The 21,025-nt window shown below is 60.3% G+C and carries 19 protein-coding genes; 5 read left to right on the top strand and 14 right to left on the bottom strand.

The window, feature by feature from the left end:
- Positions 1 to 26: 26 nt before the first annotated feature.
- The 8 genes from GBCGDNIH1_RS07965 to GBCGDNIH1_RS07610 form a co-directional block, all read right to left on the bottom strand.
- A complete protein-coding gene (locus tag GBCGDNIH1_RS07965; protein ID WP_198353669.1) occupies positions 27 to 2,798 on the bottom strand; it encodes a phosphoenolpyruvate carboxylase in 2,772 nt (923 codons plus the stop codon).
- A gap of 15 nt (positions 2,799 to 2,813) precedes the next feature.
- Positions 2,814 to 3,710 (bottom strand): succinate--CoA ligase subunit alpha, encoded by an 897-nt coding sequence (gene sucD / locus GBCGDNIH1_RS07950; RefSeq protein WP_011630761.1) that lies wholly within the window; start codon positions 3,708 to 3,710, stop codon positions 2,814 to 2,816.
- A 15-nt stretch (positions 3,711 to 3,725) separates the two neighbouring features.
- Positions 3,726 to 4,895: a malate--CoA ligase subunit beta gene (locus GBCGDNIH1_RS07910; RefSeq protein WP_011630760.1), complete on the bottom strand. Its 1,170-nt coding sequence runs from the start codon at positions 4,893 to 4,895 to the stop codon at positions 3,726 to 3,728.
- A gap of 108 nt (positions 4,896 to 5,003) precedes the next feature.
- Positions 5,004 to 5,645, bottom strand: a complete 642-nt coding sequence (fchA, locus tag GBCGDNIH1_RS07905; protein ID WP_025285641.1) for a methenyltetrahydrofolate cyclohydrolase — start codon at positions 5,643 to 5,645, stop codon at positions 5,004 to 5,006.
- Positions 5,645 to 6,517, bottom strand: a complete 873-nt coding sequence (locus GBCGDNIH1_RS07875) for an NADP-dependent methylenetetrahydromethanopterin/methylenetetrahydrofolate dehydrogenase (protein WP_011630758.1) — start codon at positions 6,515 to 6,517, stop codon at positions 5,645 to 5,647. The genes fchA and GBCGDNIH1_RS07875 overlap by 1 nt, the downstream gene beginning before the upstream one ends.
- Positions 6,518 to 6,565: 48 nt before the next feature.
- Positions 6,566 to 7,504: a D-2-hydroxyacid dehydrogenase gene (locus GBCGDNIH1_RS07800; RefSeq protein ID WP_011630757.1), complete on the bottom strand. Its 939-nt coding sequence runs from the start codon at positions 7,502 to 7,504 to the stop codon at positions 6,566 to 6,568.
- 125 nt (positions 7,505 to 7,629) lie between these two features.
- Positions 7,630 to 8,814, bottom strand: coding sequence for an aminotransferase class V-fold PLP-dependent enzyme (locus GBCGDNIH1_RS07755; RefSeq protein WP_011630756.1), 1,185 nt, complete (start codon positions 8,812 to 8,814; stop codon positions 7,630 to 7,632).
- Between the two features lie 91 nt (positions 8,815 to 8,905).
- The gene (locus tag GBCGDNIH1_RS07610) at positions 8,906 to 10,624 is read right to left on the bottom strand and encodes a formate--tetrahydrofolate ligase (RefSeq protein WP_011630755.1); all 1,719 of its coding nucleotides are present in this window, start codon (positions 10,622 to 10,624) and stop codon (positions 8,906 to 8,908) included.
- A 377-nt stretch (positions 10,625 to 11,001) separates the two neighbouring features.
- On the opposite strand from GBCGDNIH1_RS07610, the gene GBCGDNIH1_RS07450 reads away from it, so the two are divergent.
- The 3 genes from GBCGDNIH1_RS07450 to GBCGDNIH1_RS07170 all read left to right on the top strand — a co-directional run bounded on the left by GBCGDNIH1_RS07450 (position 11,002) and on the right by GBCGDNIH1_RS07170 (position 14,044).
- Complete coding sequence (locus tag GBCGDNIH1_RS07450) at positions 11,002 to 11,874, top strand: L,D-transpeptidase (RefSeq protein ID WP_232449662.1); 873 nt, start codon at positions 11,002 to 11,004, stop codon at positions 11,872 to 11,874.
- Between the two features lie 112 nt (positions 11,875 to 11,986).
- Complete coding sequence (locus tag GBCGDNIH1_RS07295) at positions 11,987 to 12,373, top strand: copper resistance CopC family protein (RefSeq protein ID WP_198353667.1); 387 nt, start codon at positions 11,987 to 11,989, stop codon at positions 12,371 to 12,373.
- Positions 12,374 to 12,391: 18 nt separating this feature from the next.
- Positions 12,392 to 14,044, top strand: coding sequence for a copper resistance D family protein (locus tag GBCGDNIH1_RS07170; protein WP_011630752.1), 1,653 nt, complete (start codon positions 12,392 to 12,394; stop codon positions 14,042 to 14,044).
- A gap of 103 nt (positions 14,045 to 14,147) precedes the next feature.
- Here the strand turns inward: GBCGDNIH1_RS07170 and GBCGDNIH1_RS07165 are convergent, their stop codons facing one another.
- The 6 genes from GBCGDNIH1_RS07165 to GBCGDNIH1_RS05850 form a co-directional block, all read right to left on the bottom strand.
- On the bottom strand, positions 14,148 to 14,729 hold the full coding sequence (locus tag GBCGDNIH1_RS07165; protein ID WP_025317955.1) for a hypothetical protein: 582 nt from the start codon (positions 14,727 to 14,729) through the stop codon (positions 14,148 to 14,150).
- Positions 14,730 to 14,743: 14 nt separating this feature from the next.
- Positions 14,744 to 15,367 (bottom strand): hypothetical protein, encoded by a 624-nt coding sequence (locus GBCGDNIH1_RS07040; RefSeq protein ID WP_025317954.1) that lies wholly within the window; start codon positions 15,365 to 15,367, stop codon positions 14,744 to 14,746.
- A 239-nt stretch (positions 15,368 to 15,606) separates the two neighbouring features.
- The gene (locus tag GBCGDNIH1_RS06800) at positions 15,607 to 16,497 is read right to left on the bottom strand and encodes an energy transducer TonB (RefSeq protein WP_011630749.1); all 891 of its coding nucleotides are present in this window, start codon (positions 16,495 to 16,497) and stop codon (positions 15,607 to 15,609) included.
- Positions 16,497 to 16,931 (bottom strand): TonB system transport protein ExbD, encoded by a 435-nt coding sequence (gene exbD / locus GBCGDNIH1_RS06385; RefSeq protein WP_011630748.1) that lies wholly within the window; start codon positions 16,929 to 16,931, stop codon positions 16,497 to 16,499. The genes GBCGDNIH1_RS06800 and exbD overlap by 1 nt, the downstream gene beginning before the upstream one ends.
- A 33-nt stretch (positions 16,932 to 16,964) precedes the next feature.
- Positions 16,965 to 17,915 carry a tonB-system energizer ExbB gene (gene exbB, locus GBCGDNIH1_RS05855; protein ID WP_011630747.1) on the bottom strand — a complete coding sequence of 317 codons (951 nt, stop codon included), beginning with the start codon at positions 17,913 to 17,915 and terminating at the stop codon, positions 16,965 to 16,967.
- Positions 17,916 to 18,066: 151 nt separating this feature from the next.
- Positions 18,067 to 18,912 carry a polysaccharide deacetylase family protein gene (locus GBCGDNIH1_RS05850; protein WP_162288464.1) on the bottom strand — a complete coding sequence of 282 codons (846 nt, stop codon included), beginning with the start codon at positions 18,910 to 18,912 and terminating at the stop codon, positions 18,067 to 18,069.
- Positions 18,913 to 19,114: 202 nt separating this feature from the next.
- Here GBCGDNIH1_RS05850 and GBCGDNIH1_RS05555 point away from each other — a divergent pair, with 202 nt between their 5' ends.
- Positions 19,115 to 20,569, top strand: coding sequence for an AMP-binding protein (locus GBCGDNIH1_RS05555; RefSeq protein ID WP_011630745.1), 1,455 nt, complete (start codon positions 19,115 to 19,117; stop codon positions 20,567 to 20,569).
- 10 nt (positions 20,570 to 20,579) lie between these two features.
- A complete protein-coding gene (locus GBCGDNIH1_RS05475; RefSeq protein ID WP_050748366.1) occupies positions 20,580 to 20,936 on the top strand; it encodes a hypothetical protein in 357 nt (118 codons plus the stop codon).
- Positions 20,937 to 21,025 lie beyond the last annotated feature (89 nt).

Genomic DNA, 21,025 nt, shown 5'->3' with positions numbered 1-21,025 from the left:
CCTTTTTTGGACAATAAGCGACGGGTTCAGCCCGTGGTACCGAAGCCGCCAGCAATACAATTGATGGATAGCAGCAGAGCCGATTTCACCGCATCATCCGGGGCATCCCGGAAGCGCCGCAGCAGCTCCACCTGCTCCCGATTGGCAGCATTGATCACCGGCAGGCGCTCGGTCAGGCGGGTGCGATAACGGTGGAACCGCTCGCCCACCTGCGCATCCCCGCTGATCCGGGTGATCATGGCGCAGGTCAGCTGATATTCAGCCTCGACCAATGGCAGGATGGCCTGCCTCGCCTCCTCTTCCGGCACCAGACCGGCATAGAGACGGGCAATCTCAAGGTCGACGAACAACAGTGCCTTTTCCACCTCATCCGCAATCAGGCGGAACAGCGGATAATCCGCAAACATGCGACGCAGCACCTCTTCGCCGCGCTCACCCCGCACATCAAGGAAAGTGGAGATGGCGCTGCCGACACCATACCAGCTGGTGATCAGATGGCGGTTCTGCGTCCAGGCGAACACAAAAGGAATGGCCCGCAGATCGGACAGCGAACGCGCACCGAAACGACGCGCTGGACGACTGCCGATATTCAGCAAGGCGAATTCTTCCAGCGGGCTGGCCGACTGGAAATACCCGACCATGTGCGGATTGCCGATCAGACTGCGATAGGCCGCATTGGCAGCCCCTGACAGAGCCTCCATCGCATCTTCATATTCAGGACGGACAGAGGCAATGGAATCAGCCAGTCTTTCACTGCGCAAAGCATGATCCAGCACACTCGCCGCCAGCAGTTCCGCCTGATAGGAAGCCGTGCCCTTATTGGCATATTTGGCGCTGACCACCTCACCCTGTTCCGTCACGCGGAAACGTCCGCGGATAGAGCCGGGCGGCTGGGCGGCAATAGCCCGACGGGTCGGTGCGCCACCACGGCTGACGCTGCCGCCACGGCCATGGAAGAACGCGATGGCAATGCCCGCATCCTGCCCGACCTGTGCCAGACGGGATTGCGCACGGAACAGCTCCCAGTTGGCGGAGATGAAACCACCATCCTTGTTACTGTCAGAGTAGCCGATCATGACTTCCTGCACATTGCCCTGCCGACGGGCCGAGCGCCGGATCACCGGAATATTCAGCAGGCGGCGCATGATCAGCGGTGCGGCACGCAGATCGTCGATCGTCTCGAACAGCGGCACGATCGGCAGTTCACACAGCTCCATACCGACGGAATCGAGGAACAGGCCAGCCTGTTTCGCCATCACATAGGCACCGAGAATATCGGCCACCGAACGGGTCATGGACAGAATAAAGCTGCCGAATGCCTCCCGATCCAGCCTGCCACGCATTTCGGCGACCAGCTGAAACATCTCCAGCACCTCGCGCGCATCTTCCGGCCAGTCCTGCGGGGTCAGGCGGGCCAGGCGGGGTTGCTGAAGAGCATCCAGCAGGAATTCTTCCCATTCAGCACTGTCATCTGAGGGCGGCTCGCTTTGTAGTCCCTGCCCGGTCACGTCGCGCCAATAGGCATGCAACGCATTGGTCAGGCGCGTGGAGTTCTGCCGCAGATCCAGCCGTACCGTACTGAAACGGAAGATCTCGGCACTGCACCGTAACGGCCGGATCAGATCGGCGGCGATTTCGGGGCTGCCTGCGTCTTCCAGCGCCTTTTCCATAGCGCGGAGATCGTCGATCAGCGCATCAGCGCTGGGATAGGCATGAGACGTGGCGCCAAAGTCCGCATCGCCCCCCGTCTGAAGACGCAATGTGTCTTCAAGCCGCACATCCATCACGGTCAGGAACTGACGAAACGGCTCGCCCGGATTACGCTGCGCCAGAGAGGGAGCATCCGTCATCGCCTCCACCCGCTCCCGCACCAGCGCCAGGAACCATTGCGGAATGGTCAGCGCATGTTCGGTCACCGACAGGGATTTGATGAGGCGGGCAATCTGTTTGCGATAATGCTCCAGACTGGCCTGCGCATTTTCCCGCAGGGTCCAACGCGTGACGTCATTCGTCACATAAGGATTGCCATCGCGATCGCCGCCAACCCAGGAACCGAATTGAAGGAAGCCTCCCGCATCGCGACGCGGAGAGGGGGCAGGAGCATCCGGATATTGCGCAGCCACGGCTTCTTCGAGCGATGCCGCCACCTGCGGCACGATCTCGAACAGGCTTTCGCGGAAAAAATGGAGACCCCAATGGACCTCCTGCTGCACGGAGACCTTCTCCAGTCGCAGCTCACCGGTCAGCCAGAGCAATTCGATCTGATCGCGCAGACGGCGTACCAGACGCGCATGCTCCCGCTCGGTCCAGCGCGGGTTGTCGAGTTCCAGCAACAGCAGATAAATCTCGCGGTGCTTTTCCAGCACCGTCACACGCTTGGCCTCGGTCGGGTGTGCGGTTACCACCGGCCGGATGCGCAAACCGGCCAGCGTATCGGACAGAGTATCAGCCGAAATACCAGCGGCTTTCGCTTCCGCCAGCACGGCATCGAAGGTACCGCGCACATCGGCGCGGCTGCCCTGTTTTTCCACCGCCCGGCGCTGACGCATGGCTTCTTTCTGCTCGGCAATCGACAGAAGCTGAAACCAGATGCCCTGCGCCTGCAACGCCCTGCCGAGCGCCTGCGGTGTCATGGTGGAGAGGGACCAGCGCCCCTCCCCCGTCAAAGCCGGCACGATATCGGGATGATGACGTGCCGCCACTTCCAGCAGCAGATCTCGCAGAAGACAAGCCGTTCCCCGGCCGGCTGCCGAAACATCCGGCCGGGAAGTGCCTGTCATGATGTCAGACCGCTGCATGTTCGTCATGCCGGATCAGGCTGCCTGACGCCCAGCCAGCACCGCGGCAACGGTCGAGCCGAGTTCACCCGGGCTGGGAGCAACCGTCAGACCGTAGGAGCGCATGATCTCGCTCTTTTCGGCGGCGCTGTCGCCTTCGCCAGAGATGATCGCACCGGCATGGCCCATACGACGCCCCTTCGGAGCGGTCAGGCCGGCAACGTAGCCAACCACCGGCTTCGACATGTTCTCGCTGATCCACTTCGCCGCTTCGGCTTCCTGCGGGCCACCGATCTCGCCGATCATCAGCACGGCATGAGTCTCGGGGTCGGCTTCGAACAGCTGAAGGTGATCAAGGAAGGAAGAACCATTGATCGGGTCACCACCGATACCCACACTGGTGGACACACCGATGCCCAGCTCCTTCAGCTGCGCGGCGGCTTCATAGCCGAGCGTGCCTGAGCGGGAAACAATGCCGACATGGCCTTCCTTGTAGATATGGCCCGGCATGATGCCCAGCATGGCCTGGCCCGGGCTGATGATGCCCGCGCAGTTCGGCCCCACCAGACGCGTGCGACGATCCTTCTGGTAGCGGCGCAGATAACGCTTCACGCGCATCATATCCTGCGCCGGAATACCGTCCGTGATGGTGCAGATCAGCTCCAGCCCCGCATCGGCGCCTTCCATGATCGCATCGGCGCAAAAGGCAGGTGCCACAAAGGTGATCGACGCCTGGGCACCGGTTTCACGCACCGCGTCCTCGACCGTGTTGAACACGGGACGACCCAGATGGGTCTGGCCGCCTTTACCGGGCGTCACGCCACCGACGACATTGGTGCCGTAATCGATCATCTCGCGACCGTGGAACGTGCCCTTGTCGCCGGTGAAGCCCTGAATGATGATCTTGGTCTGCTTATTGATCAGAATGCTCATTGGTCCTGCCTCCCCTTACGCCGCGGCCTTCGCGGCCTCGACGGCCTTTTCGGCCGCTTCGGTCAGGCTTTCGGCCATGATGACGGAAATGCCGCTTTCTTTCAGAATACGGCGGCCTTCCTCCACATTGGTGCCTGCCAGACGCACCACCAGCGGAAGCTTCAGATCGACTTCTTTCACCGCGTGCACCACGCCTTCCGCGATCCAGTCGCAGCGGTTGATGCCGGCGAAGATGTTGACCAGAACAACCTTCACGTTCTTGTCGGACAGCACCAGACGGAACGCCGTCGCGGTACGCTCGGGGCTTGCCCCGCCGCCGACATCGAGGAAGTTGGCAGGCTCACCACCCGCATATTTGATGACGTCCATGGTCGCCATCGCCAGGCCGGCGCCATTCACCACGCAGCCGATATCGCCTTCCAGACCCACATAGTTGAGGTTGTGCTCGGCAGCCTGCGCCTCACGCGGATCGTCCTGAGAGGGGTCATGCATGTTGGCGACGTTGTTGCGACGGAACAAGGCGTTGTCGTCGAAGCTCATCTTCGCATCGAGCGCCAGAATACGGTCATCCTTGGTCAGAACCAGAGGATTGATTTCCAGCATGGTCGCGTCGTGATCGCGGAATGCGCGATAAGCGCCCATGATGCTGGTCACCGCACGCTGTACCTGACGGCTGGACAGGCCCAGCTTGAAGGCGATCTGGCGGGCCTGGAACTGCTGAAGACCAACCGCCGGCTCCACGATCACCTGGATCAGCTTTTCCGGATGCTTGGAAGCGATTTCCTCGATCTCCATGCCGCCCTCGGCGGAGGCGATCACACGCACGCGCTCCAGCTTACGATCCAGCACAAAGCCCAGATAGAATTCTTTCTCGAAGGGATCGGCGACCTCGACATACACGCGCTGGACAGGCTTGCCTTCCGGACCGGTCTGATGCGTGACCAGACGCTTGCCGAGCATACCGGCAGCAGCCTCGCGCACTTCATGATACGTCTTGCACAGCTTGATGCCGCCGGCCTTGCCGCGCGCACCGGCATGAATCTGGGCTTTCACCGCCCAGTGCCAGCCACCCAGTTCGGTCGCGGCATACACGGCCTGATCAGCGCTGAAAGCGATTGCACCGCGGGGCACGGCCACACCGGCGCTCGCAAGCAATTCTTTTGCCTGGTACTCATGGACGTCCATCTACGTCTCTCCCTTCGCGTTGATGCGCGCCTTCCCCCCCTCAGGTAAGCGCCAGACAGGATCGGGTCGGAAACATGCCGTATAGCCGCTTCGGACCCGGAGTATCACTCAGACGAGCTGCGATCTCACCAGCTCGTAAGTCGCTTCCGTCTTTTCGCCCGCACTGCCCAGAATCTCCTGAAGCTCCTGCAGACGGCTTTCCGCAAATGCCCGGTCTTCGATGGCCTTGGCATTGACATAGACATTCAGGGCGGAACTACGCAGACCGGCATGAGCGGCCAAAACAGCCACACCGCCATCGCTGATGACAGCGGCATTCCCCTTACGGCTGACGATCTCCGCCAGATCAATGGCATCACGGCAGAGGCGCGCGCAGTCCAGCGGCGCATCCGTAGCCAGATGCAGGGCCTTCTGGATCGCTTGCTTGCGGGCAGCCTGTTCCTCTTCCGTGGTCTTGGGCATGCCATAGGCGCCCATGACCGCATCGAAAGCCTGCACGTCTTCTTCAATCGCCGCAATCAGCTTCAGACGCAGCGCATCGGCCTGCGCCAGAACGCCCTTCAGCTCTTCCTCAACCTCGGCATATTTCTTTTTACCGATGGTCAGGTTGCAGACCATGCTGGACAGGGCCGCACCGATGGCCCCCATCACCGCAGCGGCGCTTCCACCACCGGGGGTGGAAGCCTTGCTCGCCAGCTGTTCGAGGAAAGCCTCGACGCTTTCGTCCTTGAACGAGACGCCTGCGGTCATCACGCCATTTCCTTCGCCAGGGCGTAGATGCCCTCCGCGTCCAGAACCTGATCGTCCTTCTCGAAGAGCTGGGCGATGCAGGCGCGATGCAGCTTCAGCTTCAGACCGCCGATACCCAGCGCACCAAAGCCCTTCACGGTGCCGGTGCCGCCTTCGTATTCCTTGCCCTTGTCCATGACACCAACCCCGCCAATACCCAGCGGAGGCTGTGCATTCACATCGGCCAGCAGCTCGACAGAGGAGGTCTTTTTCCAGGCCTCTTCGGACAGCAATTCGAACCCGATCGCACCGGCGGCATAGACTACCTGCTGCCCCTGAATAACGGCTTCACGCGCAGCGGCATCAGCGGCCTCGACCGCCTTCACCTCAACGCCGAAACGCTTGCTGATCGCAGCAGCGGCTTTTTCAGTGCGGTCCTTCTGGCGACCGGTGATGGTGACATCGGCCCCTTCGAGCGCCATCAAACCGGCAGCGCGCATGCCCACCGGCCCTGTTCCGGCCAGCACGATCGCCTTCTTGCCCTTCAGCGGAGCCGCCTTGGCCAGCAACGCCACACCCGCCGCAGCGGTGGTGTTGGAGCCATTGCTGTCCAGCATCACGGAGACGCGGAAATTACCGAAGAATTTCTTCTTCACCGCGCTCAGCACAGCCTCACCGGCCTCCATGCTGCCACCGCCGATCCACAATGCGGTGAAACGCTTTTCCTTCGGGCCGCGCGTAAAGATCGCACCATCGACCAGAGCACCGACATTCTCCGGCGTCACATTGGCATGGCCGATCACATGATCCGCACCGCCATCATACGCAACAACGCTGTCGAAAACGCTCGGGGTCCAGTCCGTATCAAACTGATACAGCAATTTCGCTGTCATAGTTTCGTTTCCTCTCCGCCTGAGACAGTCCTGATGTGAAAGACGATCTTACTCGACTACGTTGGCAGGCTTGCCGGAGACAAAAGCCTCGATATTGTCTACCAGCTGATCGGCCAGAATCTGCATCGCCTCGGTGCTCGCCCAGGCGACATGCGGGGTCACGATCAGGTTGGGGATGGTGGGATCCAGCAGCACGTTGCCGTTCACCGGCGGCTCCTGCGTCAGCACGTCGAAACCTGCACCGGCGATTTCGCCATCTTTCAGCGCCTGCGCCAGAGCGGCTTCGTCCACCAGACCGCCGCGCGCAGTGTTGATCAGGATCGCGCTGTTCTTCATCTTCCTGAATTCAGCCGCGCCGAACATATTGCGCGTCTCATCGGTCAGCGGGGCGTGAATCGTGATCACGTCACTGTCGCGCAGGATGGTTTCGAAATCCACCAGCCCTTCCTGCGGGAACGCATCATAGGCAATGACCTTCATTCCCAGCGCACGTGCCCGTTCGGCAATCGACTTGCCCAGCGCACCATAGCCGATAATGCCCATGGTGGAGCCGGCAATATCGCGGATCGGATGCGGGAAAAAGCAAAACTGGCGGGCCTTGTTCCACACGCCGTTCTGCACATCCACGGCATAGGCCAGCAGGTTGCGGCGCAGCGCGAACATCAGCGCAACGACATGTTCCGGAACAGTGTTGAACGCATAGCCGCGAATATTGGAGACAACGATGCCCTGCTTTTTGGCAGCCACCTTGTCAATGACATCGGTACCCGTCGCCGCGACCGCAATCAGCTTCAGATTGGGAAGCTGAGCCAGCGTATCGGCGCGCAGCGGCACCTTGTTGGTGATGACGATGGTTGCGTCCTTCAACCGCTCCACCACCTGGTCGGGGCCGGTTACGTCGTATTCGACATATTCATGCGCAAAAACGGGTTTGCGCATCGTGGCACCAAGTGTTTCACGATCGAGAAAAACGATCTTCTGAGTCATGGACGCAATCCTGGCATCGAAGGGAAAAACCGGAGACTTTCCTCCGTATCCGGACAGCGGCCCCGAAGGACCGCCCCGGCCTTTATGATGGAGGACGCATTCAGGCGTCCCCCATCATGCGGCAATTACTTGCCGTTCGTGCGGTAGTATTCTTCAGCAGCAGCGGCACCGCTGCCCGGCTTCACGTCGATGCCGATATCGCGCATCGCCATTTCGGCACCGGTGATGGCACCCAGGCACATCAGCTCGTTCAGGTCGCCCAGATGGCCGATACGGAACAGCTTGCCGGCAACCTGTGACAGACCGGCGCCCAGAGCGAGGTTATAGCGCTTGAACGCGCGGGAGATCACATCGGCGCCGTTGAAGCCTTCCGGAACCAGGATGGCGCTGACGGTGTCGCTGTACCATTTCTGGTCCTTCGCACAGAGCGTCAGGCCCCACGCCTTCACCGCTTCGCGCACGCCCTGAGCCAGGTAGTGGTGACGAGCGATGACGTTATCCAGACCTTCCTCGTCGAGGATGATCTGCAGCGCTTCACGCAGCCCGTACAGCAGCGGCAGAGCCGGAGTGTAAGGGAAATAGCCGGTTTCATTCGCCTTCGACTGATCTTCGAAGTCGAAATACACGCGGCGCAGCGGGTTGTTGGCGCGGGCGGCCTTCTGCGCTTCCAGCGCCTTCTGGCTGACGACAGCAATACCGAGACCGGCAGGCAGCATCAGGCCCTTCTGGGAGCCGGTGATGATCGCGTCGACCTTCCAGTCGTCCATGCGGAAATCGATGGAGCCGATGGAGCTGACGCCATCAACGAACAGCAGCGCCGGATGCTTCGCGGCGTCGATCGCCTTGCGGACAGCGGCCACGTCACTGGTAACACCGGTGGCGGTTTCGTTCTGAACCACCATCACCGCCTTGATCTGATGCGCGGTGTCTTTTTCCAGCTCGGCCTGGATGTGCTCCGGAGAAGCGCCCGTGCCCCATTCTTCTTCCTGAACGATCACGTCCAGACCATGGCGCTTGGCCAGGTCGATCCACAGATGGCTGAACTGGCCGAAGCGGGAGGCCAGAACCTTGTCACCGCTGGACAGGGTGTTGGTCATCACCGCTTCCCAGGCGCCCGTGCCGGAAGACGGGAAGATGAAAGCCTGACCGGTCTCGGTGCGGACCAGACGCTTCAGCTGCTTGAACAGCGGCAGGGTCAGGTTCGGGAAGGTCGGGTTGCGATGATCCTCGCTGGGAACATGCATCGCACGCAGGACGCGATCCGGAATGTTGGTGGGACCCGGCACGTGCAGAAAATGACGACCCGTCATAGAAAACTCCCTCAGGATATTGATCCGCATCGCAAGCAGACCATCGTTTGCGACGCGCACATTACGGTGAGCAGAAAACCCGGCAAGTGCCTTAGAACAATCCGGCGATAGTACCATTCGATGCCAGACGGATCGCGTTGGCGGCAGGCACTTTCGGCAGACCCGGCATGGTCATGATATCGCCGCAGATCGCGACGACGAATTCGGCGCCCGCAGACAGTCGCAGATCACGCACGGGAATGACGTGCCCGGATGGCGCACCACGCAAATTCGCATCGGTGCTGAAGCTGTACTGAGTCTTGGCGACACAGATCGGCAGATGACCGAATCCTTCTTTTTGCAGTTCGTCGAACCGCTTGCGCACGGCCGCATCGGCTGTGATATCGGACGCGCCGTAGATCTCGGTAGCAATCGTACGCAGCTTGTCCCAGAGGGGCATATCCTCCGGATACAGCGGCTTGAAATCGGCGGAGCCACCTTCCACCAGCTTGACCACCTCATGCGCCAGATCGGCGGCACCCGCGCCGCCATTGGCCCAATGGTCGGAGCTGACGCAAGGGACGCCCATTTTCGCGCACAGATCATGCAGCATCTGGAATTCGGCATCCGTATCGGCACTGAACTTGTTCACGCCGACCACAACCGGCACGCCGAACTTGCGGACGTTCTGGATATGGCGTTCCAGATTGGCGAAACCCTTCTGCACGGCTTCGACATTTTCGGTCTTCAGCGCATCCTTGGCTACGCCGCCATGCATCTTCAGGGCGCGCACCGTTGCCACGATCACCACGGCAGACGGGGAGAGGCCAGCCTTGCGGCACTTGATGTCGAAGAACTTCTCGGCCCCCAGATCAGCACCGAAGCCTGCTTCCGTCACCACATAATCGGACAGCTTCAACGCGGCGCGGGTCGCGATCACGCTGTTGCAGCCATGGGCGATATTGGCGAACGGGCCGCCATGGATGAAGGCCGGATTATGTTCCAGCGTCTGCACCAGATTCGGCGCAATCGCATCTTTCAAGAGCACGGCCATGGACCCGGCGGCGCTCAGCTCACTGGCGCGGATCGGCTTACGGTCCTTGGTGTGACCGACGATGATGTTGCCCAGACGGCGCTGCAAATCATCCAGATCCGTGGCGAGGCAGAAAATCGCCATCACTTCGGAGGCCACGGTGATGTCGAAGCCATCCTCACGCGGATAGCCGTTGGAGACGCCCCCCAGCGAGGACACGATGGAGCGCAGGGCACGGTCATTCATGTCCACCGCACGGCGCCAGCCAATGCGACGCGGGTCGATGCCCAGTTCGTTACCCCAGTAGACATGGTTATCGATCAGAGCTGCCAGCAGGTTGTTGGCTGCGCCGATCGCGTGGAAATCACCTGTGAAATGCAGGTTGATATCTTCCATCGGCACCACCTGGGCGTATCCGCCGCCGGCAGCGCCACCCTTCACACCGAAACACGGACCCAGCGAAGGCTCACGCAGACAGGCAACCGCCTTCTTGCCGATATGGTTCAGCGCATCGGTCAGGCCCACTGTCGTCGTGGTTTTGCCTTCACCCGCCGGGGTGGGGCTGATTGCGGTCACCAGAACCAGCTTACCATCCGGACGGCTGTCCAGCGACGATAGATAATTCAAATCAATTTTGGCCTTGTAGTGGCCATACGGAGCCAAATGCTCAGCGGCAATGCCCAGCTTTTCTGCCGCAACATCGACAATCGGGCGCATAAATGCAGCCTGCGCGATCTCGGCGTCGCTTTTTGCTTCCTGATGCTGATTGCCGCGCGGCTTGTTCGCTTCCGTAGACATCTGGCTCCCCTCTGCCCGTGTCATTGCATTTTTCTATCAGTTTAATGCAATGATCGTACGTTCTGAAGCCATTTAACGTAACCGAACGAACAAAACAACCCCGGTTTTGCTTATAATATTGCGGGGGAGAATGCCGAAGATGATTTCCTGGTTATTTTCTTGCGCGATACCGGCCAAAGACACCACACATTTACGTGGCTGACGCACAAACTTCGTTCCCCCGACGATGTTTGAGGATAGAGTCGCTCAATCGCTTCGCGGCGTCCTCATTTATCCGGATGCGATCCATGGTCCGTTTTTCCGTTCGATCCCTTTCCATATCAGGTGAAGGGAGAGTCTGTATTCTTTCAGGTGCGGCCTTTCGGCGTGGGATGGTCATGTGCGCCGCTTTGCTCCCGATCTTTTCGGTGATGGATGCCCAAGGGGCCGAAACACTGACGGCGGCGGCAGCACCGGTGCCGTCCCTTCAGACGACTCCGTCCGAGATTCAGACAATCCCGCTGATTCCATCCCTCCCCAGCCTCGGCAAGCCGGAAGCCATGGCGGAAGCTATTCTCCTGCGTCACGCCATGCAGCGGGAAGTTCCACGGACCAGTCTTTCCATCACGCCGGAAGAAAAAAGCCGCTGGATCGCCCTCACAGCCTCAGCCATCAAGCAAGCAGGGATCGTACTGGACCGGGAACAGCTTCTGATCGTGGTCGATCGTGCACCGCGTATGCAATATCTGCTGCCCGTTCTGGCGGATGGCGGAGATCCTGCCGGCTGGATGATTCTGGGAAAGGCCCATGTTTCGACTGGCCAGCCGGGACGCAAAGACCATTATCTGACCCCGATCGGCGTTTTCCCCCACAGCACAGGCATTCTGGATTACCGGGCACAAGGTACGTATAATGAAAACCATATCCGCGGTCTGGGGGTAAAAGGCATGCGGGTATGGGATTTCGGCTGGCAGAATGCCCGCAAAGGCTGGCGGGCCGATGGCGAAAGGGGCGATATCCGGTTGCTGATGCATGCCACCGACCCCGCAGTACTGGAAAGCCGGATCGGACGGCAGGCTTCACAAGGATGCGTCAGGCTGCCCGCCGCGCTCAACCTGTTTCTGGATCGGCACGGCTTGCTGGATGCCGATTATGAACAGACCGCAGCCTATGACATCAGTTTCCGCGCCCTGCTCCGCCCGGACCGGACCCCGACCCCCATCGCCGGCAAATATATGGTGGTGATCGACAGCAGCGGTGCACCTCTTTAAACCCCTTGTCCGCCGGCTCTCTCTCTGCTCCCGGGCGGATAGCAGTCCCGTCACGCCGGCAGCACGCTCTTTGTTCATTTGCCGGGCATTGAATCTTATCGGAGAGTCTGACTTGACCGTATTCCGCTCGACCTGCGCTGCCTTTTTCGCGATCATGCTGGCTGCTCTGGCCGCCCTGATGCCGCAAACCGCTTCAGCCCATGCCATCCTGCTCGACAGCACGCCCGCCGCCAGCAGCACCGTTCAGCCTGGCAGCCAGGCTATCAAACTTCATTTCAACAGCCGGCTCGACAAGAAGCGCTCGCGTATTTCACTTTCAAGCCCGGACAAACACAAGACCGTGCTGACCATCGCACCGGACGGACAGCCCGATATTCTCGACGTCACCGCTGTGCTCGATCAGCCCGGAGCCTATGTGCTGCATTGGCAGGTTCTGGCCGTGGATGGCCATATCACGCGCGGTGATGTGCCACTGACTGTCTCAAAAAGCGCTCCCTGATTATCCGCGACCATATCAGTGTCCCTTCTTGTTGATGTTTTCGGCTATCTCAGCGTCATCATTCATGGGCTGACCATCGTCGCCCAATCGATGATGCTGGGGGCCATTCTGTTTCTGGCTCTGCTGGCCCGCCCACTGTCTTCACGGATGGGAACCGTCGGGCCTGATGTCATCCGGGACAGCACCCGGATCGCTTTCTGGTCCGCGCTCGGCCTGATGGTAACGGAGACCGCCGCCATCGGCCTTCAGATCTCCGTCATTTCCAGTACCGTTGATCTGCCGATCAGCGGTATTCTGGGGGCCGGTTTCGCCGTATCGGGGCTGATCAAGATCGCTGCCGCTTTCACCATAGCCGTGCTGCTGGCAGGGGGAGAGTTGCGTGCACCGCTGTTGCCATTGCTGCTGGCGGGTGCCGTCGAACTTGGGGCCGCCACCATGACCACCCATGCCGCGGCACGGATCGATAACAGCATCCTGCTGCTGGTTATTGAAGGATTGCATCAGTTAGGGGCCGCAATCTGGGTAGGGGGCATCCCGTGCTTTGTAGCCGCGCTCGCCCGCATCAGCGATGTGAGCGCATTGCAAGCCGTCGGCCCCCGGTTTTCGCGCCTTTCCATGGCGGGCGTGGCTTTTATTCTCATCTCCGGCATCATCATGGCATGGTATTATATCGGCTCATGGCAGGGATTTTACGGCACGGCCTATGGTGTCATGGTCGGAGCCAAGATCGTCATGCTGCTGATGTTGCTGGCGCTTGGCTATGGCAATCTGAAAATCACCGAGCGGCTGAAGCGTGATCCTGCGACGCCCGTGCTCCGTATGAAACGGTTTGCCGAAGCGGAAATAGGCATCGGCTTCACGTTGTTTTTTGCCGCGGCCTCTCTGACCTCCGTGCCCCCCGCCATCGATCTGACGCAGGATCGGGCAACGCTGCATGAAATCGCCGAACGCAACCGTCCGGTCTGGCCACGCCTGATCTCCCCGGATCATGACCGGCTTGCCCTGATCGAAAAACAGCAACAGCTGGATACGGAAGCCGCCACAGCCCATACCAATCCCCAACTCGCTTTCGAACCGGGTTCCGGCGATCTGCCGCCGCGTAATGCCGCCGATATCGCCTGGAGCGAATATAATCATCACTGGGCCGGTATTTTCGTGGCGGCCATCGGCGTGCTGGCCCTGCTCAACCGTGCAGGATTACGGATGGCCCGTCACTGGCCGCTGATTTTCCTGCTGATGGCCGGATTTCTGCTGGTGCGTTCCGATCCTGAAGTGTGGCCGCTGGGGCAGGAAGGATTTTTCGCTTCCCTCCGCGATGTGGAGGTACTGCAACACAGGCTGTTCGTGGTCCTGATTGTGGTGTTCGGCCTGTTCGAATGGCGCGTGAGGGTTGGCGGGATGGAGCATTCCCGCGCTGCATTGGTGTTTCCACTGCTGACGGCAGTCGGCAGTGCATTACTGCTGACCCATAATCACGCCATTGCCAATGTCAAGGAACAGCTGCTGATCGAGCTGACCCATACTCCGCTGGCCCTGACAGGGGTGCTGGCAGGATGGTCTCGCTGGCTGGAGATCAGGGCCGATGGCCGAACCGCCAGGATTGCCGGATGGATCTGGCCGGTCTGCTTCGTCCTGATCGGGTTAATGCTGCTGTCTTACCGGGAAGCCTGACAGTCCCTCTGCACCTGTGGCCGAGAACACATAAAAGGCCGCCGAACATGGGTTCGACGGCCTTTTCGGTGGCTGTCGCCTTTCCACCCCTCAATGCAGGCCCTCAATGCAGGGCGGTAGACATGCCTTCCTCCATTGTTCCAAACGCATGCCGCCGCAGGGCCGCACTGGCGCGGGACATCACATGCCCGGCCGTATTGAGCAAATGCATCAGCTGCCCGGCATTCTCACATCCGGCTATAGCCGCCTCCGGTTTCGTCATGCCGGACAGCACGGTCATGGCCTCGTACCGCTGTTCCTGTGCCAGCGCCAGTACGTCCAGCAGCAGCGCCTCATCCTGACTGACAACGGTCTGACAGACGCAGTTGACATCAAGCTGACGGCTGGCGCCACGGCACAGCGCCCACATGAAACCATCCAGATATACCGCCGCCGCCGGGATTCCGAGCCGCTGATAAACCTCCTGAATCGCCGCAGAGGTATCGACCCGGCGTGAGACGCCAATGGCCCAGGCGCGCATGGTCCATAACAGGGCGTGTTCGACCATCGGCAATTCGTGACCGGCCCTGAGCGCGGGGTCCATCTGTGCCAGCCGACCGCAGACCTGCCCGCCCTTACCGGGTCCTGGCGAATGCTCCTCCGCCCCAGCCTCGACGGCCTGTTCATCCTGTTTGTCAGGCCGCATGAGCCTAAGTCCTTTCACGCTTGTTCACTGATCCAGTCAATGATGAGATCATCCGGCGAACATCCCCGTGCCCGCAGCGCCGCCAGCGCAGGGGCCGGAAGAATTCCGTGACTCCGGGTTGGGTTGGGAATGGGCAGATTTGGACAGGTTGGGTGGGAAGCAGCCGTGCCGGGGCTTGATGCGGTCTGTGACGATCCATCCGGCATGCCTTGTCCCCAGGCTGCAATGCTTTGGATGATCAGCGCCAGTTTCATCCGCAATGTCCGGTCCAGGGCCAGCTTGAACAGGTAATTATCCAGCAGCCGCCTGTCCCCGGTCCCGGCCACTTTCACCGCCCGCAGAAATCGACGCTCATCGCGCGTCATTCCCAGCGATCCGGGAGGTTCCATCTGCCAGCCGCGATAACCGGTCTGTTGCAGGGCACAGTTGATATCCGCCAGTCCGGACAGGATTCCCCGCACATACAGCGTGTTCTCCTGCGTCTGCGATCCAAGCGTGGAGGGTGGATCGCCCATCGCAAACCCGATATCACCCACCGCCCTGATCGCCATACGCAAGGCCGTCAGAATGCTTCTTTCCTGCGACCCCAAAGCCAGTGAGGGGGCAGGAAACCATCCTTCTGCAAAACCATGATCCATATCCACCGCTCCGCCCGTTACCGCAGGGGTTGGAAGAAACCGCCCGATCGGGGGGACGGCCGGCTGGTCCGTCCCTCTTTCCCGGTGGTAGACGATTCGATGGTTTAATTGCAAGTAATTCTTATTTGCGATATTACTTTTGAGGCGGACACAGGATGATGCACCTCTCTGGACAGCCCCAAAAAGCAAAGGCCGCCCGGAATGGCGGCCTTTGCTGCATTCATCACCGACGAAGATGATCAGCGATCAGCAATCGTAAAGCTGAGTGGAACACTGAGCACCATCGGGCGACCATGGCTTATCTCCTGCGGCGGCGGCGGCAGCGGCTGTGCACGGTCGATCCATTCCCGCGCACCCTCATCCAGCAGTTCATGGCCGGAAGAGGTCAGGATGGTAAAGCCCGTCACATGGCCAGCCTCATCCACAGAAAAGCGGACCTTGACCACGCCTTCCTCATGCCGAAGCTCGGCCATACGGGGGTACCGCTTGAAGCGCAGCAGATGCCCGGCCACCCTTCCGTACCATGACGCCTGTGCCTGACGCGCGGCTGAAGCAGCCTGCGCAGCATCCGGAGAGGGCGGTGCCGCCGGAGCAGGCGGAGCATCCCTGGGGTTTTCTTCGACATGCTCAGCCGGTTTCTGAACCGGCTTTGGCTTTGGCGGCTGCACCGGCTTCAGTTTTGGATGCTGCGGAACCGGCGGGGCTTTAGGCGGAGGCGGCAACACCGCTTCCGGCGAGGGTGCCGGAGAAGGGGGAATTTCGGGGAGTTTTTGGGTTTCCTGAAGCGGCTGCACCTCTGGCTGCGGCGGCAGTTGAGGGCGGGTCATATCGTCAGGAGGGGGGGCCGATGGCGTGGGTGCAGCAGGAGGCAGATCAATCATGACCGCCGGAGGAGAATCATTGCTGTCGCCGATCGGCACAGGATGAAGCTGGCTGACATAGGCGAACAAGGCCGCATGCAGCCCCAAAATCACCAGACAGGCCCCCGAATAGCGCAGCAGCGCACGGGTTCCGGACTCCGGCAAGCCGCTCGGACCAAGGGTCAACCCGGCCAGGCCGGGGAATAGGGGCTGCGGGACGACCGGACGGATGGTCTGTACAGTCCGGTCAGGTGTTGCGGCAGACACCATCAGTTCACCGCCGCATCCAGAGTCACCAGACCGATTTTCAGGTATCCCGCTGCCCGCAGGGAATCCATCACCTTCATCAGCGCCTCATAAGGCACCGTCTTATCGGCGCGAAGAAAAATCCTCTGTTCCTTATCACCGTGCGTCATCTGTGCAACCGCCTGACCCAGCATGGCTTCAGGCACCGCTTCCTCACCCACGGCCAGGGTCTTGTCTGCCTTCAGGCTGACAAAAACCGGCTTTTCCGGTCGCTTCTGGATTTTGGAGGTCGAGGATGGAAGATCAACCGCCACATCCACCGTCGCCAGCGGGGCCGCGACCATGAAAATGATCAGCAGCACCAGCATCACATCAATAAAGGGCGTCACATTGATTTCATGCGCCTCGGCCAGATCATCGCCGCCTGCGGTCTCCAGATCGCCCACACCCATCGCCATGATGGTTACTCCGTCAGGATCGCTTGAAACAGATTACTCGGCGGCGTGGCGCAGGGAACGCTGGCCATCCAGATCCCTGGAGACAATGCGGGTGACCGCCGCCGTCAGATCGGTCAGCTGCGCGCGATAGCCACCGGTGATACGGGCAAAGCTGTTATAGATGACCACCGCGGGAATGGCCGCCACCAGACCAGTGGCGGTCGCCAGAAGCGCTTCCGCAATGCCGGGGGCCACCACCGCCAGATTGGTGGTATGGGACTGGGAAATACCGATGAAGCTGTTCATGATGCCCCACACCGTTCCGAACAGACCGATAAAGGGAGAGGTCGCGCCAATGGTCGCCAGAAAGCCGGTACCACGCCCGATACGGCGGCCATAAGCGGCCTCCAGACGGCGCAGGCGGGAGACGACACGCTCCTGAATGCCACCGGTCCGATCACCTGAGGCGATGATTTCCTCTGCCGCCGCATTGACCATAGCCACGCCCGGACTCATACCGCGCCCATGCTGGCGGGCCTGAAGAGTAGCCAGAGAACGCTCAGCCATGGCCTCGCTCAGATCACGACGCAGGGAGCGGCGGGCACCGGCAATCTCGATCCCCTTCGCCAGCAGAATGGTCCAGGTCAGGATGGAGGCCGCAACCAGACCCAGCATCACCGCTTTCACGACCAGATCGGCATTATGGAACATCGCCTGAACCGATAAATCATGCGGCAGATCGGCATCCACAGCAGCCTCGGTGATTTTCGGAGCAGCGGTAGACGCCGCATCCGGTGTAGGTGCGAAGCTTCCTGCCGACGTTCCAACCGGAGCGGGCGCCGCCGGTGCTGATGCTGGTGCCGGAGCAGTTTGTGATGAAGCCGTCTGGGCGGAGACAATGCCCGGCCAAAAAATACCAGCCCCCAGCGAAAAAGACGTCGCTGTCAGAAACACAGCCGTCAGCGCGCCATGCACACTTGCCAGCCGATTGCTACGAATGCTCATCGGTCTCTCCGGTTGCGAATTATTCGCAAGAAAGGGGCAGTTACTGCATTCGCAGCATCAACGCAATCTCAATTCCGGGATGCTGCCCCGTTTTCCTTGAAAAACAGCCTGATTTCCGCTGGCCACAACCAGCCGACATTGGCCCACCCGCCTATTGTTTCTGTATCGTGACGGCCTGTTGCCGCCAGAGCGGCACCCTTTCCCCAAAACAGGGAGCAGGATTGGCTGCCAGAATCGTCATTCTTTCGACCATACGACCACGATTGGCCCACATCGCCATACTGGCTACACAGGAACGGCCAGGTAAAAGTGAAAATTTTTCTTTGGTATCAATGTCGTAAGGGTGACAGTAGGCCCATGACGGCTGCCCCCCCATCCGCTTTACAGCCAGACGCAGCAAGGGCAAAGGCAGATAACGCAGCCACATCCCCCCCATGAAAGGCACATGGAAAGGGCCAATGCGAAGCAGCGGGACCGGGATTTCCAGCACGCCGGAGGGCCATAGAAATGGCCGAGCCGGCAGTCCGGCCCAGCCAATCGGGGCCTTCCCTCCCCTCAGCCGGGTCGGCATGACAGAGGAGGACCAGAGATACCCGGCCTCTGCCAGAACATTCGGTACCCATGGCGTCAGCGGCGTCAAGGAGAATTCGGGCGCACGAAAACCCTCGACAGACTGGCCGGAAAGATCGCTCAGCCGCTGACGCGCCGCGATCAGGCCTGTGCGCAATTGCGCCGGGGATAGCTGTTCCAGCCGCTCATGCACCTCTCCATGGCAAGCGATTTCGTGACCTGCTTCAGCAAAGCGCCGGATGATCGCCGGGGCGGTGCGTCCCAACTCCCCCACGGTGAAAATCGTTGCCCGCACATGGTTGGATGCCAGCCAATCAAGCAGACGGCTTGCATTCCCTGCAAGGCGATCCAGCCCACCCCCATGATCTTCCAGATCGACACTGAACGTGACGGGATGATCCGGTCTGCCAAGAATCAGAGCGGTCAAGGAACGAGCCGGAAGCAGCCTGTTGGCTTTCGAACGTATCACGCCTCGCCCGTAGCATTCATGATGGGATCATGAAATATCTGTTTGACCGGGAATGAAAGATTAAGAATGACAAAAAATCAAATGTTACTCTCCGGCCTGACCTGATATTTAACCGGACGGCTCCGGTCGTGTTTTATGCTTCTTCCTGTCAGGATATATTTTGCTTACGACTCATGCTCTATCGGTAACCCGGCGCGCACCGGCCAGCACGGCTCTGACCGACCGGCAGCCTCACGAGACGCTTTTTCTGACGCCGGATGGGGCCGTCCCGAATGGGGCGATCACAGTCGCAATGTTTCTGGGAGAAGCCGATCTGCTGACACGGCAGTTACCGGCATGCCGGTTTCTGGCCCTGCCCTCCAGGAATCGGCTGGCGGTCGCCACAGGTTTTGCGGCTGCACAGATTATGGGCATTCCTGCGCTGATGACGGCCGAGCGCACCCTGCACGGGCTTGAACACCTGATTCAGTCCTATCCGGGAACAGCCCTGCTGCTGTCATCATCAGATACCGACCTCATTGATCTTGCACGGCAACAGGGATGGACTTTCGTGATATGGGACATGAGCGGTGCTTCCGTCTGGAGCCGCCCGCCCCACGACATTCCCGATGACCGGATTGCCGCCATTGCTTTCACCTCCGGATCAACAGGCAACCCGGTGGCCCATACCAAACGATGGCGCGCTCTGGTGGAGCGCAGCAGGGCCATCGGCACTCGCTTTGCCCTGCCGACAGAAACTGACGCGCCTTGCCACATCGTGGCGCCTGTTCCTTCCCAGCATATGTACGGGTTTGAGCTGTCCATCCTGCTGCCCCTGCATACCAAAGCGGCGATATGGTGTGGCCCGGCTTTTTATCCGGCCGATATAACCCATGCGCTGGAACGGATTCCGGCCCCGCGTATGCTGGTATGCACACCGCTGCATATGCGGGCGATGCAGGATGCGGCTCTGCCAGCGCCGCCTTTGTTGCGCACCATTTCAGCCACCGCCCCCCTGTCCCCGCCCCTGGCCTCCGGGTTTGAGGCACGTTTTGGCACAGAGGTGCATGAAATCTACGGCGCTACCGAAATCGGCTCATTCGCCACCCGCCGGACGGTTGCTGAAGACAAGTGGCATCTACTGGATGGGGTAAGCCTTGAAGCCGCCGGCGGGAGTGGGGCTGGTCAGGACGGGATCGAAATTGATCAGCCCGTTGCGCAGGCTCCTTTCTGCCCGGATACAAGGCTTGCGGATATTGTTGCCCTTCTGCCGGACCGCTCCTTCCGGTTGCTCGGCCGTCAGGCAGATATGATCAAACGCGGTGGCAAGCGCGCCTCTCTGGCCGGGCTGAGCCATATTCTGTCGGAGCTTCCGGGGGTAGAAGATGGCACTTTCTATCTCCCCTTCCACAAAGCAGACGACGCGAACAATCCGGAAGCAAAGCTGATCGCGTTGGTGGTTGCGCCAGGCTGTTCGGTTACCACTATTATGGAGGGGCTCCGTGCCCGGATCGACCCTGCCTTCCTGCCGCGCCGCGTGGTTAAAGTCGAGGCATTGCCTCGTAATGCGCTTGGTAAACTGCCGCGCAACGCGATAGAGGACATGCTCCATCGTATGAACACAATTGCTTTTTAAAGATCACGGCATGAATGACGGTGTTACAGACGATCAGCATGCTGCCATCCCACCTCAGCCCAGTTTTGAGGTCACACGGGATCATCCTGCTTTGGCCGGGCATTTTCCGGGCAGGCCATTGCTGCCGGGTGTTCTGCTGCTGGATCACGCCCTGCGATTCCTGAAAATGGATCAGGCTCCGGTTCATATCGCCTCCGCCCGTTTTTCCATGCCCGTTCTGCCGGGGGATAGAGTCGATATCTCCACTCAAGCAGCCACGAACGGAGAGAGCACCATCATCCTCTCAACCGAAAGCGGAGTATCACTGAAGGCCAGGGTCCAGGCCATGCACCCGACGCCCCCGCAGGAGGGGATGGGTCATGTCTAACCTTTTTCCCCGCCACCTCCAGATCGGCCTTGCTGGCAGGATGACGTCCTTGTGGATTGTTTCACGTGAAGCACTCATGGCTTCACCTG

Origin of the sequence: Granulibacter bethesdensis CGDNIH1, assembly GCF_000014285.2 — a bacterium.
GTDB classification, from domain to species: domain Bacteria; phylum Pseudomonadota; class Alphaproteobacteria; order Acetobacterales; family Acetobacteraceae; genus Granulibacter; species Granulibacter bethesdensis.
This window is presented reverse-complemented; position numbering and strand designations above follow the sequence as displayed.

Excerpts from the sequence above, each read along its gene's own strand:
- GBCGDNIH1_RS07965 (WP_198353669.1), bottom strand. The coding sequence starts at position 2,798 with ATGCAGCGGTCTGACATCATGACAGGCACTTCCCGGCCGGATGTTTCG.
- sucD (WP_011630761.1), bottom strand. The coding sequence starts at position 3,710 with ATGAGCATTCTGATCAATAAGCAGACCAAGATCATCATTCAGGGCTTC.
- GBCGDNIH1_RS07910 (WP_011630760.1), bottom strand. The coding sequence starts at position 4,895 with ATGGACGTCCATGAGTACCAGGCAAAAGAATTGCTTGCGAGCGCCGGT.
- fchA (WP_025285641.1), bottom strand. The coding sequence starts at position 5,645 with ATGACCGCAGGCGTCTCGTTCAAGGACGAAAGCGTCGAGGCTTTCCTC.
- GBCGDNIH1_RS07875 (WP_011630758.1), bottom strand. The coding sequence starts at position 6,517 with ATGACAGCGAAATTGCTGTATCAGTTTGATACGGACTGGACCCCGAGC.
- GBCGDNIH1_RS07800 (WP_011630757.1), bottom strand. The coding sequence starts at position 7,504 with ATGACTCAGAAGATCGTTTTTCTCGATCGTGAAACACTTGGTGCCACG.
- GBCGDNIH1_RS07755 (WP_011630756.1), bottom strand. The coding sequence starts at position 8,814 with ATGACGGGTCGTCATTTTCTGCACGTGCCGGGTCCCACCAACATTCCG.
- GBCGDNIH1_RS07610 (WP_011630755.1), bottom strand. The coding sequence starts at position 10,624 with ATGTCTACGGAAGCGAACAAGCCGCGCGGCAATCAGCATCAGGAAGCA.
- GBCGDNIH1_RS07450 (WP_232449662.1), top strand. The coding sequence starts at position 11,002 with ATGTGCGCCGCTTTGCTCCCGATCTTTTCGGTGATGGATGCCCAAGGG.
- GBCGDNIH1_RS07165 (WP_025317955.1), bottom strand. The coding sequence starts at position 14,729 with ATGCGGCCTGACAAACAGGATGAACAGGCCGTCGAGGCTGGGGCGGAG.
- GBCGDNIH1_RS07040 (WP_025317954.1), bottom strand. The coding sequence starts at position 15,367 with ATGGATCATGGTTTTGCAGAAGGATGGTTTCCTGCCCCCTCACTGGCT.
- GBCGDNIH1_RS06800 (WP_011630749.1), bottom strand. The coding sequence starts at position 16,497 with ATGGTGTCTGCCGCAACACCTGACCGGACTGTACAGACCATCCGTCCG.
- exbD (WP_011630748.1), bottom strand. The coding sequence starts at position 16,931 with ATGGCGATGGGTGTGGGCGATCTGGAGACCGCAGGCGGCGATGATCTG.
- exbB (WP_011630747.1), bottom strand. The coding sequence starts at position 17,915 with ATGAGCATTCGTAGCAATCGGCTGGCAAGTGTGCATGGCGCGCTGACG.
- GBCGDNIH1_RS05475 (WP_050748366.1), top strand. The coding sequence starts at position 20,580 with ATGAATGACGGTGTTACAGACGATCAGCATGCTGCCATCCCACCTCAG.